Annotated in this window: 8 protein-coding genes and 1 tRNA gene; 4 read left to right on the top strand and 5 right to left on the bottom strand. The window is 72.8% G+C overall.

Features of this window, described 5'->3' with window-relative positions; genetic code table 11:
• Positions 1–11: 11 nt before the first annotated feature.
• The 3 genes from GPA04_RS01785 to GPA04_RS01795 form a co-directional block, all read right to left on the bottom strand.
• Entirely contained in the window at positions 12–1,322 is a 1,311-nt protein-coding gene (locus GPA04_RS01785; protein WP_156221715.1) for a coiled-coil domain-containing protein, read from the bottom strand.
• An 87-nt stretch (positions 1,323–1,409) separates the two neighbouring features.
• A complete protein-coding gene (locus GPA04_RS01790) occupies positions 1,410–2,555 on the bottom strand; it encodes an ADP-ribosylglycohydrolase family protein (RefSeq protein WP_241680529.1) in 1,146 nt (381 codons plus the stop codon).
• A 338-nt stretch (positions 2,556–2,893) separates the two neighbouring features.
• Positions 2,894–3,049, bottom strand: a complete 156-nt coding sequence (locus GPA04_RS01795; RefSeq protein WP_156221717.1) for a hypothetical protein — start codon at positions 3,047–3,049, stop codon at positions 2,894–2,896.
• Positions 3,050–3,165: 116 nt separating this feature from the next.
• On the opposite strand from GPA04_RS01795, the gene GPA04_RS01800 reads away from it, so the two are divergent.
• Together GPA04_RS01800 and GPA04_RS01805 are read left to right on the top strand one after the other, a co-directional pair.
• Positions 3,166–6,093 (top strand): AfsR/SARP family transcriptional regulator, encoded by a 2,928-nt coding sequence (locus tag GPA04_RS01800; RefSeq protein ID WP_156221719.1) that lies wholly within the window; start codon positions 3,166–3,168, stop codon positions 6,091–6,093.
• A 78-nt stretch (positions 6,094–6,171) separates the two neighbouring features.
• A complete protein-coding gene (locus GPA04_RS01805; RefSeq protein ID WP_156221721.1) occupies positions 6,172–7,458 on the top strand; it encodes a S1 family peptidase in 1,287 nt (428 codons plus the stop codon).
• Between the two features lie 284 nt (positions 7,459–7,742).
• Here the strand turns inward: GPA04_RS01805 and GPA04_RS01810 are convergent.
• Both GPA04_RS01810 and GPA04_RS21420 read right to left on the bottom strand, forming a co-directional pair.
• Positions 7,743–7,827, bottom strand: a tRNA-Leu gene (locus GPA04_RS01810).
• A 134-nt stretch (positions 7,828–7,961) separates the two neighbouring features.
• Positions 7,962–10,790 carry a S8 family serine peptidase gene (locus GPA04_RS21420; protein ID WP_156221723.1) on the bottom strand — a complete coding sequence of 943 codons (2,829 nt, stop codon included), beginning with the start codon at positions 10,788–10,790 and terminating at the stop codon, positions 7,962–7,964.
• 356 nt (positions 10,791–11,146) lie between these two features.
• On the opposite strand from GPA04_RS21420, the gene GPA04_RS01820 reads away from it, so the two are divergent.
• The gene (locus tag GPA04_RS01820; RefSeq protein WP_156221725.1) at positions 11,147–13,216 is read left to right on the top strand and encodes a M3 family metallopeptidase; all 2,070 of its coding nucleotides are present in this window, start codon (positions 11,147–11,149) and stop codon (positions 13,214–13,216) included.
• Entirely contained in the window at positions 13,213–14,529 is a 1,317-nt protein-coding gene (locus GPA04_RS01825) for a M20/M25/M40 family metallo-hydrolase (RefSeq protein ID WP_156221727.1), read from the top strand. Before GPA04_RS01820 ends, GPA04_RS01825 begins: the two co-directional genes overlap by 4 nt.
• The last annotated feature ends 5 nt before the right edge of the window (positions 14,530–14,534 follow it).

Here is a 14,534-nt window from a genome sequence, read left to right on the forward strand (position 1 = left end):
GCCGGCGACGGTCAGTCGAAGTCCATGTCGAAGTCGTCGAGGATGCCGCCGAGCATCATGCCGCCCAGCACACCGCCGAGCACGCCACCGAGGCCGCCGCCCGGTGCGCGGACGGGACCGCCCCAGTCACCGACGCCCGCCTGCCAGGGGTCCTGGTGGGAGGCAGCCACGTCACGCTCGGCCGCAGCGGCGGCCTCGGCGGCCAGGTCGGCGGCCTGCCGCACCTGCGCCAGAGCGGTGTGCGAGTCCGTCACCTCGGTGACGCCGTCGAGCAACCGCTGGGCCTGGGCGAGCCGGGTCCGCGCGTCTGGCCCGACGATGCCCGGGTGGTCGGCGACCAGCGCGCGCGCCAGGGCGACCTGGCGGTCGGCGTCGGCGAGGGCGGCCACCAGATGCGCGCGGAGGCGCTCCTGATCGGGTCGGCTGCGGCGCTCGTGCACCAACGCCTCGAGGGCGCCGTTCGCGGCGCGCAACCTGCTCAGCGTGGTGAACGGGTCGGCAGCCGCGCGTGCCGCGGACGCCTCACCGATGGCGCGTTCCAGGGCGGTGACCGCCTCGGTGATCTCCTCGTCCGGGGTGGCGGCCAGCAGCTGCCGCGCCTCGGTGACATCGGCGCGGGAGTCGGCCAGCACGGCGGCGAGCGTCGACTGGGCGTGCACGGTCTCGACCTCGAAGTCGGTCACCGCGTCGAGCAGGTCGACCGCACGGCGCACGCTGTCGGAGGCCACCTGGATCGCCTTGGTGGCCTCCTCGCCGCGCCCGCCCTCGTGGCGGCGCTCGGCCAGCGCGAGGCTCCGCTCGGCGAACCCGAGCAACGCCTCCGCCTGCTCGGGGTTCTCGGCGACGGCGAGCACCGCCTCCTGGCTGTAGCTGCCGGTCAGGTTCTCGGTGACCGTCCGTGCCTCGGCGATGCGGCCGCGGACGTCGGCGACCTCCGCGCGCAACCGGGCGATGGTCGCCGGCGCCTCGTGCAGAGCGGCGCGGCGGGCCGCGAACGCGCCGACGGGCTGGCGGAGCAGCCGCTCCACCTCGGCGGTGGCGGCAAGCACGGCCGCTTCGAGCTGCTGCCGCTGCTGCGGGGTCTCCTGCACGTCGTCCAGGAGCAGGGCGTGCAGCCGGAAGGCCTCCTGCAGCTGCCGCTGGGCCGCGCTCAGCGCGGACCCGAGCTCACGGGTCGAGGCGTCGCCGAACTCCGCGGTGGCGTACCCGAGCTCGTCGGTGGCGCGGCGCACGGTCTCGTCGGCGCGGACCAGCGCCGCACCCACCTCGGGTGAGACCTCGGCGGGCTGCTCCTGCCGGCGTCCGAAGATGCCACCGAACATCGTGCGCTCCTCACCATCGGGTCAGGGAACTCAGTATGCGTGGTGATGACGACGTCCCGCCGCGCGTGGTCGCCCGTCCGAGCGCATTCACCATCCTGGATAGCGCTCTGTCCACCGGGTGATCGGACCGTGGTCGCCGTGCAGCCTGGCGCCGGCGGTGAGCTCGTAGATCAGGTCGTCGGCCAGGCTGAGGATCGTGCCTCGGCCCTCGACCTCGAACGCCAGCTCGGGGGGCAGCGCCGTCTCACCGTGCAGCGCGCCGAGGATGTTGCCGCAGATCGCGCCGGTGGAGTCGCTGTCACCGGAGTGGGTCACCGCGAGCGCCAACGCATCGAGCATCTCGTCCGGTCCCGGGTGGGCGAGCGCGGCGTAGATCGCCATCGCCAGCGCCTCCTCGGCGACCCAGCCGCCGCCGAGCGAGGTGATCGCGGCTGCGCTCGGCGCCTCCTGGGCAGCCTCGGCGGCGCGCTCGATGGCCAGGACGCACTCCTCGTGGTGGTCCTGCTCGCGGAGCAGCCGCACCGTTGTGTCGACGGCGTCCGGGAGCTCCTGACCGCGCACGATGGCCCCGACGAGGACGGCCAGGGCGCCGGAGGCGAGCTGTCCCGTGGGATGGCCGTGCGTGTATCCGGCAGCCTCGGCGGCCGTCTCGAGCTGCCACGGCAGCGAGTCCCAGACCCACGGCGGCATCAGCCCGAAAGGCGCGCTCCGCATGACACCACCGCAGCCCTTGGAGTCGTTGCGCGCCGGCTCGCCGAACCGCTCGAGCTTGCGCCGCCCGCCGCGCGGACCCTCCAGCGCGGACAGGCACGTGTTGCCCGGCGCTCGGCGCGAGTAGAGCCAGCGCTCGGTGACGAGCCACCCGTCCCGTTCGCCGTCCGGGCCGCTCTGGAGCTGGGTGTCGAGCCAGCGGTCGTAGGCGTGGTGGAGGACGGCGACGGTGAACCCGAGGCCCCTGTCCCGGCGGACCGCCCCACGGATGATGCCCTCGACCGTGAACAGGGTCATCTGCGTGTCGTCGGTGATCCGGCCGTAGGTGTGCGTGCCGTCGACATCCTCGGGCACGTACTGCCGGACACCCGCCGGCCCGCACGCGGCCTGGATCCGCTCGAGGTCCCAGAACTCGACAGGTCCGCCGAGCGCGTCGCCGATCGCACCGCCGAGCAAGCACCCGCGCACCCGCGACCGGTACGCCTCGACCTGATCACGCTCAGGCGCGCTGGCTGTCGTCACGATCGTCCCCCCGTCGCTGAGCGCCACCGACAGATGGAGATCGACGGCGGCCGCACACACCTGAGTCGCGACACCCTGCCGGTGTCGCGACCCACGATATGCGGTGTGTCCGAGGGGACCTGAATCCCCGCGCGTCGATCTCGCGGTCACACCACGCAGGGACGCTCGACCGCGGGCACCGGAGGACCGCCCACGGTCGCGTCACACGAGATCGGCATCCGGACGCATCGGTCTTGACGCACAGCAGCGCAGGGAACGGTGCGTGACCTCGAGCTGGCGCCCGCCATCCCGACCTCGGGCGACGTCAGGCGTGCATGGCGACGCGCCGCACACGACCGTCAGGGCGCGCGGAAACCTGCCTCGACGACGGTCGTGTCGCCGTCGCCGGTGGCCAGCACGTCGGTGGCGACCTGTGCGACCACGCCCGCGTAGAGCAGCAGCAGGGCGAGCACGAGGGCGACGAGGTGGTGGGTGTGGTTGCCGGTGGTGCGCATCGCTTCTCTCCTTGTCTCGGCGGGTCCCGCGACCCGATGACGACCAGGCTGCTCGGAGGCGCTGAAGACGCACTGAAGGTGGGCGCGGGTGAGGCGTCCGCGGCTAGCCTGAGCCCGTGGTACGCGTCCGGCTGCTGGGGCCGGTCGGCGTCGAGGCCGACCGTCCCGTCGCTGTGGGAGGTGGCCGCCAGCTGGCGCTGCTGGCCATGCTCGCGCTGCACACACCGCCGCGCCGGACCGACGAGCAGATCGTCGAAGGCCTCTGGGGAGACGATCCGCCGGCGTCGGCACGCAACGCGGTCCAGGTGTACGTGTCCGGGTTGCGCAAGGCGCTCGCCGGCAGCGAGGTGGAGATCGTCCGTAGCGGGGAGGGCTACGCCCTGGCCGGCGGGCCGCTCGAGGTCGACGCGGTCGCGTTCGAGACCGCCACCGCCCAGGGCCGCGCCGCGCTGCGGGCGGGTGCGGCCGCGTCGGCGGTCGCGCACCTCACGCAGGGCACCTCGCTGTGGGCCGGGGAACCGCTCGACGGCGTCGGCGACCTGCCGTTCGCCGTGCCCGCCCGGCAGCACCTCACGGCCGCGCGTCGGACCGCGACGGTCGAGCTCGCGACCGCGCTGCTGCGCTGCGGCCGCTACGACGACGCCGTCGACCTCGCGGAGCGGCTGCTGGAAGAGCACCCTTTCGACGAGCGCGCCTGGGTCGCCCTGACGACCGGCCACTACTGGGCGGGCCGGCAGGACGAGGCGCTGGCCTCGTGCCGGAGGGCGCGCGACACCCTGGCGGAGGAGCTGGGCGTCGACCCCGGTCCCGCGCTGGCCGCGGTCGAGCAGCAGGTGCTGCGCCACGAGCTGCCGGATCCGGCGGCGGCCCAGGAGCAGCCGGCGGCCTCCGCCGAGGCGCCTGCCGCACCCGTCCCGTTGCCGCCGCTGCCCGACCACGTCGTCGGCCGAGCCGAAGCGCTCGACGACGTAGCCGCCCTGCTCGTCGACGCCCGCCTCGTCACGCTGCTGGGCATCGGAGGCATCGGCAAGACGACGCTCGCCGTCGCGCTCGCGCACCGCCTCCGCGACGAGGGGCGGGAGGTCGCCGTGTGCGAGCTCGGCACCGAGACCCGCGCGGCGTCGGCACTCGAGGCCGTGTGCCGCACCCTCGGGCTGCCGGCGGACGAGGACCCCGTCGACGCGATCGCGGCCGCCGCGCCCGAGGTCCTCGTCCTTGACAACCTCGAGCAGATCGACGGTCTCGCGCCCGCGCTGGACCGGCTGCTCACCGCGGCCCCCTCGGTGAGGGTCGTCGCCACCAGCCGACGGCCGCTCAGGATCGGTGGCGAGCACCAGTTCCGGGTGACACCGCTGACCAGCGCGGGGGCGCTGGGGTCCTCGCCCGCGGAGGCGCTGCTTCGGGCCCGCGCGCGGCGTGTCCGCTCCGGGGTCGACGGTGATCCCGAGGGCGTCCGACGCCTCGTCGAGCTCCTCGACGGGATCCCGCTCGCCATCGAGCTCGCGGTCGCGCGGCTGCGCAGCCAGACCCCCGCGCAGCTGGCCGACCGGCTGTCGAGGCGCCACTCGGCTGTGCTCGACCTTGCCGACGCCTCCGGCCGCCCCGCGCGCCAGGTCTCGCTGCGCGCCGTTCTCGAGTGGGCCACCGAGGCCACCGGCGAGACGGCGCGGACCGCGCTCGCCGCGCTCGCCTGGTCCGACGGCTGGGTGGCGCTCGGGACGCTCGAGAGCGTCCTCGAACGGGCGCACCCCGGAGCCGACATGGTCGACGCCCTCGACGAGCTCGTCGACCACGGGTTGCTCCCGCCCCCGGAGGACGACCGTGCCCGGCTGCCGGTTCCGGTGCGGGAGCTGGTGAGAGCACGGGGCACGACCGACCCGGGCGTCGTCCCCGTCCTCGTGCGACTGGCCGAGGAGTGCGGATCCCAGCTCGCCGGCGCCGGCGCAGCTCGCGCGCTCGAGCGACTGAGCTCGGACGCGGATGCGCTCGTCACCCTCGTCAACCGCGCGGCGGAGACCGGCGCCCACCTCGCCGATGCCGCCCGCGTGCTGATCGACCTGCGCCGCTTCTGGCTGCTGACCTCCAGGCTCCCCGACGTCCGTCGCTGGGTGGCCGGCATCCGCAGTCATGCCGGGCTCGACGACGTCACCGACGCCCGGCTACGCATCCTCGACGGCACGATCGGCCAGTGGTTGGGTCAGCCGGACGCCGGCGGGGTGCTCGAGCAGGCTCTCACCGACAGCGACCAGCTGGGGGTCCGCGCCGACACCCTGAGCGTCGGCGGTTGGTGCAACCTCGCCGCCGACGCAGCCGTCCATGGCCACGCCGAACGTGCTCACACCGCCGTCGTCCGAGCCGGCGCGGAGGCCGAGACCACCGGCGACGCCGACCTCGTCGCGATGACGTACGACCTGCAGGCCTTCGTGGCGAGCCAGCTCGGCGACCACGAGCTGGCGGCGCGGGCGGGTCTGGCCGGTCTCGCACGCGCTCGTGTCTCCGCGGACGACCTCGTGGTGCTCGAGCGACTGACCGGGCTCTCGGAGGCCCTGGCCGAGCTCGGGCGCGACGACGAGGCGCTCACCCTCGCGCGTGAGGCTTTCGACCGGATGGCCACGCTGCCCCCGTCGCCGACGACGACGGCCGCCTTGGCCGTGATCGGCCTCATCGAGACCGAGACCGAGACGGGCGACGTGCTGACCGGTGCCGGGCTGGTCCTCGAGGCGCTGCGTGGCTGCCGGGACCGCTGGCCGTCGGAACCGATGACGGCGTCGCTCCTGCTGGTGCTGTCCGCGGTCCGGGCGCGGCTCGGCGATGACCTGGAGGCGGCACGGCTGCTCGGGGCGTCGCGCGCGGTCGGCGAGCGTGCCGGCGCCGAGCCGAGCCCGCTGGAACAGACCCGCCTCGGTCGTCTCGTGGTGGCGGCGCGCGAGCGGGCGGGCGAGACGTGGCCGCTGCACGTCGCGCGCGGTGCCGCGGACCCCGACCGCGTGATCGCCGAGCTGCTCGCGTCGCTCGAGACGCCGCAGTCGAGGACCGGGGCCTAAGCGGCTCTTAAGCGTGTGTCGGGAGGCTGCTCCGTATCCCGCCGCGACCCGTGGCGGACGGATCTCTGGGAGACTGCCATGACCACCACCGGACTGCGCCCCGTCCTCGGTGCCGCCCTCGCCATCGTCGCCGTCACGGCGACGGCCTCGACTGCTGCCGCCGACACCGTCCCCGACGTCAACACCTCGATCGTGTGGATCGCGACCACGTTCGACGCCGTCGTCGAGGTCCCGTGGGGCGACGGCACCACCACGACCCACGAGACCTCCGCAGTCAGCTACTGCACGGGCTTCTTCGTCAGCGACGAAGGCGAGATCGCGACCGCCGGCCACTGCGTGGAGACCGCGCGCTCGCACGAGGTGTACGCGATCGCCACCGTGCTCGACGCGCTCGCCAACGAGGGCTACGACGTGACAGGGCTGACCGCCGCGGACCTCGAGTGGGACGTGTCGTTCTCCGATCCCACGGTCATGGTCGGTCAGCCGCTCGGCATCCCGGACGGTGTGTTCAGCGGTGAGTCGATGATCGTCGCGCAGCTCGTCGATCACCAGCCCTTCGGGCGTGGCGACAACGCGCTGCTCCGGGTGGCCGACCTCACCGGCACCCAGGCGCTCGCGATCAGCGCCACCACCCCGGTGGTCGGCGACCAGATCGTCTCGATCGGCTTCCCGGGCAGCGTGCAGCGCGTCTCCGACGTGCAGCGGCAGCTGCCGTCCTACAAGACCGGAAGCGTCAGCTCGCGGCAGTACTCCGGGCAGGGCGTCCCGGCGACCGAGATCGACGCCGCGGTGTCGCAGGGCATGTCCGGCGGCCCGACGATCAACCTCACCGGCGAGGTCGTGGGCGTCAACTCCTTCGGCATCACCGGCGAGAGCCAGTCGTTCAACTTCATCACCGACACCGAGACGCTGCGCGACTTCCTCACGCGCAACGGCGTCGACCTCGGCGCCACCGCCGCCCCCGGCGGCAGCGAGCCGACCGGTGACACCGGTGAGGCGGTGCCGGTCCCGCTCGAGGGCGAGGATGCGCCGGCACAGACCTCGGAGGGGAGCACGGCGCCGTTCGTGCTCGCGCTCGCCGGGCTCCTGCTGGCCGCGCTGGTGACGACCGCGGTCGTCCTCGGCCGGTCACGCTCGCACCGCCACCAGCCCGCCGCGCCCTTCGGCCCGACCAGTCAGGGCCTCGGCCACACGCCCGGTCAGGGCTTCCCGACCGGCCAGGCGACGCCGAGCACCACCGCTCCGCAGCCGTTCCCGGGTACCACGCCGTCGTTCCCGGCCCCGGACCAGCCGGGCGCGTGGTGGCCGGCGCCGGTCGAGACGCAGCCGCAGCCGGGTGCCGGCGCGACGACGCGGGTCCCATGACGACAGACCGACCGGCTGCGCCCGGATCGCCCTCGAGCGGTCCGGGCGCAGCCGCGTGCCGGGTTCTCCATGGCGCCGCCGGTCAGGGGTGTGCCGCGCAGCTCGGCCACCGCCTCGGCGACCAGTGGGCCGCGACGCACCGCCCACTCGAGCACGACGGCGGCCCGTGGCTCGGCGGCAGCACGGCGCTGACCTTCTGCGGCCAGTGCGGTCAAGGGCTGGCGCCCTCGCTCAGTGGCGCCACGCGCCTGACGAATACGTGGAGCTCCGCCGGTCCAGTCGAGTGTCCGAGGGGGGACTTGAACCCCCACGCCCGTTAAGGGCACTAGCACCTCAAGCTAGCGCGTCTGCCATTTCCGCCACCCGGACAGGTGGTCGTCCCGGGCTCGTGAGAACCGCAGGACAACGCCGGAAAAGATACCACGCGAACGGGGGTACGCCCGCATGCGACGAGGCCCGCCCGGCAACCTGCCGGGCGGGCCTCGTCACCGTTCACCCAGGGATCAGCAGATCCCGAGGACCTTGCAGATGATCTTCGCCAGGAGCTTGCCGAGCAGCTTGATCAGCTTCTCGAGCGGTGTCTCCTGCGGGTTGCCGTCGCCGTCACGGTCCACCGTGAAGGCAGGCGAGGTGTAGGTCTCCACGTCGTCGGCGTTCTCCCGGTCACCCAGGGCGTTCAGCACCGACAGCACGAGGACGTAGTCGCCATCCGGCACAGCCCGGTCCCGGTCGTTGTGGTTCCGGGTGCCGTCCCAGGTGTAGGGGACGAACACGTTCGGGCCACCGCCGGTGCGACCGACGTGGTCGACGTCCAGGTAGTTGAAGAACCGCGGGTGCACCGGGTCGCCCCGGGTGCCGTCGGGGTTCGCCTTGTAGACGTCGATCCTCAGGTTGGACACCGGAGCGTCCAGGTGGGCGAGGATCGTCGGCACGTCGCCGTCGGCCATCGAGTAGACGGTGCCCGCCTCCACGAGGTCCCACGACCCGTTCATCGTGCAGTCCACCCCGACGACGCGGTCGCACGCCGTCAGCGAGGCCAGCACCGGGAACCCGTAGTCGCCCGGCGTGAGCACCGGCAGCGACTGGTAGTCGCCCGCGAAGCCCGCGTACGGGATCGAGATCCGCTCCTCGCCGCTGATCAGGTAGACGTAGCCGCCGTACTGAGCCAGGTCGAAGTCGGCGGACGGGCTGATCGTCACGTCGAAGGTCTCGGTGTGGCCCGGGTTCACCGTGACCGAGGCCGGGGCCTCGACGGTCGACTCCGCGTAGTAGAAGCCCGGCACGTCGGCAGAGTCGCCGTCGGCAGGGTTCTGACCCGTGGTGATCGCGTCCTCGAACGTGATGTCGTACGTCACCGGTGCGGTGCCGCCGTTGGTCACGCTGACCGAGGTGGTGACCGGTCCGCCCTGGCTCTCACCGAGCGACAGCTTGCTCGGCGAGACCGCGGTGGTGGCGAGGATCGCGTCATCGATGTCGAGCATGCCGGCGCCCTGGTGGTTCACCGGCTCCAGCAGCCCGATCTCGTTGTTCAGCGCCCACAGCGTCGGGTCGGCGCTGTTGAGCAGCGCGTCCCGCACCTGTGCCGGCTCCGAGTCCGCGTGCGCCTGCAGGTACAGGGCTGCTGCACCGGCCACGTGCGGCGCCGCCATCGAGGTACCCGAGTTGGAGCCGTATCCGCCCTGCTCGACCGGGACGGTCGACCAGATCGAGCCACCCGGGGCGCCGATGTCCGGCTTCAGGGACAGGTCAGCGGCCAGCCCGTAGGAGCTGAAGGAGCTGATCAGCCCGCCGGTCGGGTTGGGAGCCTGCGCGGTCTCCTCGGTCCAGACCAGCTCGGCGCCGTCGGCGTCGGTCGCGCTGGCGTGGATCGCCAAACCGTCCTCGAGGTCGATGAAGACGACCGGGATCGTGATCTCGACCTCGCCCTCGACCGTGGGGTTGAGCAGACCGGGGACGTTGTTGTAGATGATCGCCGCTGCCGCGCCGGCCTCCTGGGCGTGGAGCGCCTTCTCGTAGAAGCTGCTGCCGATCACACCCTCCGGGCAGGCGCCTCGCTGGATCAGCACCGCGGTGCCCGTGAGGTCGGCCTCGATGCCCGCGCAGGAACGACCCGCGTCGGTACCAGGGTCGCCGGCCACGGTGATCGGGAGGCTGCCCGACGTGGGCGGCGTCGGCGATCCCGATGCCGGCTGGTAGACGATCAGCTCGTCGTCGACCGAGACCGCGGCACCGGTCAGCGTCGTGTTGTCGTAGGACGCCACGCCGATGACCTTCTCGCCGACGCCCGGGGCGCCGGAGGCGTACAGACCGAGGTCGCCCTCGTTGCCGATCGAGGCGACCATGACGACGCCGGCGTCGACCAGGTTGTCGCTGCCGACCGCCGTCGGGTACTGCGGCCACGAGGAGAACGCCGACCCGATCGACTGGTTGACGACATCCATGCCATCGGCGAGCGCCCGCTCCATCGCGGCGAGCATGATGTCCGACGTGGTCGAGCCCGTGCAGCCGAACACCCGGTAGGCGCCGAGCTGGGCGTCGGGAGCGACACCACGGACGCCACCCTCAGCAGGGTCGCCGCTCGCACCGACGATGCCCGCCACGTGCGTGCCGTGACCCTCGCAGTCGTCAGGGTCGGCATCCGGCTGGGGGACCGGCTGCCAGTCGGGGGAGCTGTCGTCGGCGTTGAAGTCGTCGCCCACGAAGTCGTGACCGGCCACCACCCGGTCGTTGGGGAAGTTGGCCGGGTCGTCGGTGCCGGTGCCGCCCAGATCGGGGTGGTCGTAGTCGATGCCGGTGTCGATCACGCCGACGCGGATGCCCTCACCGGTGAAACCGAGCTCGCTCTGCGCGACGTCCGCACCGGTCATGCCCAGCGCCGTGATCATGTCCGGCACCGTGGGCGGCGGGCTGGTCGGAGCCTGCACCTCGAGCACCGGGTAGATCGCCACGACGTTCTCGGCCGTGCTCAGCGCGGCGGCGTCCTCGTCGCTCGCGTCGACCGCGAGGCCGTTCCACAGCGTGGTGAAGGTCTGTCGGATGTCGACCTCGACCTCGAGCTCCTCCACCGACTCCTCGAACGCGTCCTGGCTGCCCGCGATCGACGCGCTGCTGCCGCCCTGCGTGGTCGGGTCGCCCTCGAGCTGCACGAACCAGGCACCCGTGGGCGAGGTGGCGGCCGGCATGAAGGTGTCGGTGACACCGCTGGCGCCGTGATCGTCGGCACCTCCAAGGTCGGTGACGTCCGCGGTGTCCGCGGTCGCACCGGTCATCGTCGCCAACGAGGCCGCCAGGAGCGCAGCCGCGCTGCCGACGGTGATCGTGGCTCGTCGCACCGGATGGCGACGTCTGTCTCGAGCGACTCGACTCATCAAGGGGTCTCCTCTTCCTGTGGCGGGGCTGGCGTCGTCGGCAAGCACCCCCCAAGAATGTAGGCGACATGTGACAGTCGTGTGAACACGATCACAGAAGCAATTTCGGATCTCGCGACAGGAAAGGTGTCAGCCCCGGCGCCGTGAGGCACCGGGGCTGACCGCGCGACGGTCGTTCGGAGGGGGGCCGACGACTCATCGCAGCGCGGCCTCGAGATCCCGAGGGGGACGGGAAAGTCTCGGCCGCTCGGCATGCTACCCCCTCACCGGTGGCGCCCGCACGCCTCCGACGCTGGTCATCATCGGCCAGAATGGCCGGGATGAACACCTCCTCGCAGACCACCCCACTGCCGCGCCTTCACGCCGGCCTCCCCGACTTCCCGGCGCTGTCGCTGGAGCAGATGCGCAGCGCGGTGCTCGCCGCGATGGCGGACCAGCGAGCGCTCTGGGAGCAGATCGCGACCGAGGACGCAGCGCCCTCGATCGCCTCGACGCTGGAACGCCTGGAACGGGCACGGGGGCCGCTGCGCCACGCCTACTGGCCGCTGTACACGCTCGCGAACTCGGCCGCCGACGACGAGATCCGCGCCGTGGAGACCGAGCTGGCCCCGAAGATGACCGAGCACCGGGACGCCCTCTACCTCGACAAGCGGATCTTCGAGCGGCTGCGCACCCTCAGCGAGACCCTGCCCGAGGACACCGACGCCGAGACCCGATGGCTGCTGCACCGGTACCTGCAGGACTTCGAGCGTGCCGGCATCACCCTCGACGACGAGGCAGCCGGCCGACTGCGCGCGCTCAACTCGGCGATCAGCGCAGCGGAGACCGAGTTCTCCCAGCGCGCCGCTGCCGGCATGGCGGCAGCGGCCGTGCCGGTCACCGACGAGGCCCTGCTCGAGGGCCTCAGCGAGGAGACGGTGTCCGGGCTGCGTCGCTCGGCGGCCGATCGAGGCAGCGACGGCGCACTCGTCACCTTCATCCTCCCCACGGCGCAGCCGCTCGTGACGCAGAGCCCTCACCGGCTGCTGCGCGAGCAGATCCAGCGCTCCTCGCTGGCACGGGGCTGGGGCGCAGACGCCGCCACCGACACCCGCGAGCTCGTGCTGCGGCTGGCCCGGCTGCGTGCCGAGCGCGCCCAGCTGCTCGGCTACCCGCACCACGCGGCCTACGTCGCGGCGGGTGGCACCGCCCAGTCCACCGACGCGGTCAGCGCGATGCTCACCCAGCTGGCCGCACCCGCGGTGCGCAACGCCCGCGCCGAGGCGGCCGAGCTCCAGGCCGCGCTGTCGGCCGATCACCCCGGGGAGAGCCTGCAGGCCTGGGACTGGGGCTACTACGCCGACCGCGTGCGCGCGGAGCGGTACCAGGTCGACCAGGCCGCGCTGCGGCCCTACCTCGAGCTCGAGAACGTCGTCCAGCGCGGCGTCTTCCTCGCAGCCGAGCGGCTCTACGGGCTCACCTTCACCGAGCGGCCCGACCTGCCGGGCTACGCCGACGGCGTGCGCGTCTTCGCGGTCACCCGCCCCGACGGCACGCCCGGTGGGCTGTTCGTGGCCGACTACTACGCGCGTGCGGGCAAGCGCGGCGGTGCGTGGATGCACTCGCTGTCCGAGCAGTCCCACCTCACCGGCGAGCTCCCGGTCGTCGTCAACAACCTCAACATCACCCAGCCGGCCGCCGGCGAGCCGACGCTGCTGACCTGGGACGAGGTGAACACGGCGTTCCACGAGTTCGGCCACGCCCTGCACGGCCTGCTCTCGGACGTCACCTACCCCTCGCTGTCGGGGACGGCGGTGCCGCGCGACTTCGTGGAGTACCCGTCGCAGGTGAACGAGATGTGGGCCACCCACCCCGAGATCCTCGCCAGCTACGCCCGCCACCACCGCACGGGCGAGCCGCTGCCCGAGGCGCTGCTGGACGCGCTGCTCGCCTCGCAGTCCGACGGCGAGGGGTTCCGCACCACCGAGTTCCTCGCCGCCGCGCTGCTCGACCAGGCGTGGCACACCCTCGCCCCCGACGACGTCCCGACCGACGTCGACGACGTCCTCGCCTTCGAGGAGCGCGCCCTGACCGCCGCGGGCGTCGCGCTCGCTGAGGTCCCGCCGCGCTACCGCACCACCTACTTCAACCACGCCTTCGGCGGGGGCTACGACGCCGGCTACTACTCCTACATCTGGAGCGAGGTCCTCGACGCCGACACCGTGGAGTGGTTCGGCACCGAAGCCGCTCGGGACGGTGACGGCGGGCTGAACCGCGAGGCGGGTGACCGGTTCGCCGAGGCGCTGCTCGCGCGCGGCCACTCGCGCGACCCGCTCGAGTCCTACCGCGACCTGCGCGGACGTGACGCCGACATCCAACCCCTGCTCCGCCGTCGAAAGCTGGACTCATGACCGCGCACATCTCCCCGGAGGCCGACGCGGTCCGGATCTGCCGCGAGCTGATCCGGATCGACTCCTCGAACTACGGCGACGACTCCGGACCGGGGGAGCGGGCCGCGGCCGAGAAGGTCATGGAGCTGCTGACCGAGGTCGGCTACGACCCCACCTACGTGGAGTCGCGCCCGACCCGCGGGACGGTGCTGCTGCGCATCCCCGGCGCCGACCCCACCCGGCCGGCCCTGGTGGTGCACGGGCACACCGACGTGGTCCCGGCGCAGGCCAGCGACTGGAAGATGGACCCGTTCGGCGGGGACGAGATGGACGGCATGATCTGGGGCCGCGGCGCCGTGGACATGAAGGACATGGACGCGATGATCCTGGCGGTGCTCCGGGACATGAAGACCAGCGGCTGGCAGCCCTCCCGCGACCTGGTGGTCGCGTTCTTCGCCGACGAGGAGGCCGGCGGCAAGCTCGGTGCGGGCTGGGTCGTCGAGCACCACCCCGAGTGGTTCGAGGGCGCGACCGAGGCGATCAGCGAGGTCGGTGGCTTCAGCATCGAGATCGACGGCCGTCGCACCTACCTGCTGCAGACCGCCGAGAAGGGCATCGCGTGGCTGCGGCTCGTCGCCGACGGCACCGCCGGGCACGGCTCCCAGGTCAACACCGACAACGCCGTGACGAGGCTCGCCGAGGCGGTCGCCCGGATCGGCCGGCACCGCTTCGAGACCTCGCTCGGCACCACCGTGACGGCGTTCCTCACCGGCGTCGCCGACCTCACCGGCAAGCGTTTCGACCCCGACGACCCCAGCACGGTCGACGACCTGGTCGCCGCGCTCGGCCCGATGAGCAAGTTCGTCGGCTCGACCACCGCGAACTACGCCAACCCGACCCAGCTCGACGCCGGCTACAAGGCCAACGTCGTCCCCGGGCAGGCGAGCGCCGCCGTCGACGTCCGGTTCCTGCCCGGGGCCGAGGAGGACGTGATGGCCACGATCCGCGAGCTCGCGGGCGAGGGCGTGCGGGTCGAGGACATCCACCGCGACATCGCGCTCGAGGTGCCGTTCACCGGCGATCTCGTCGACGCCATGGTGGCCTCGCTCGACGCCGAGGACCCGGGTGCGAACGTGCTGCCCTACATGCTCTCCGGCGGCACCGACAACAAGTCGCTCGCACGCCTGGGGATCACCGGGTACGGGTTCGCGCCGCTGCGGCTGCCTCCGGAGCTCGACTTCGCCGGGATGTTCCACGGGGTCGACGAGCGGGTGCCCGTGGAGTCGGTCGAGTTCGGCGTGCGGGTGCTGCGGCGGTTCCTGCAGAGCTGCTGAGCGCC

This window comes from Pseudactinotalea suaedae (assembly GCF_009733815.1).
Classification (GTDB): Bacteria; Actinomycetota; Actinomycetes; order Actinomycetales; family Beutenbergiaceae; genus Pseudactinotalea; species Pseudactinotalea suaedae.

Bases quoted from the DNA above. Each gene is read 5' to 3' on its own strand.
- GPA04_RS01805 (WP_156221721.1), top strand. From the start codon at position 6,172: ATGACCACCACCGGACTGCGCCCCGTCCTCGGTGCCGCCCTCGCCATC.
- GPA04_RS01785 (WP_156221715.1), bottom strand. From the start codon at position 1,322: ATGTTCGGTGGCATCTTCGGACGCCGGCAGGAGCAGCCCGCCGAGGTC.
- GPA04_RS01825 (WP_156221727.1), top strand. From the start codon at position 13,213: ATGACCGCGCACATCTCCCCGGAGGCCGACGCGGTCCGGATCTGCCGC.
- GPA04_RS01820 (WP_156221725.1), top strand. From the start codon at position 11,147: ATGAACACCTCCTCGCAGACCACCCCACTGCCGCGCCTTCACGCCGGC.
- GPA04_RS01795 (WP_156221717.1), bottom strand. From the start codon at position 3,049: ATGCGCACCACCGGCAACCACACCCACCACCTCGTCGCCCTCGTGCTC.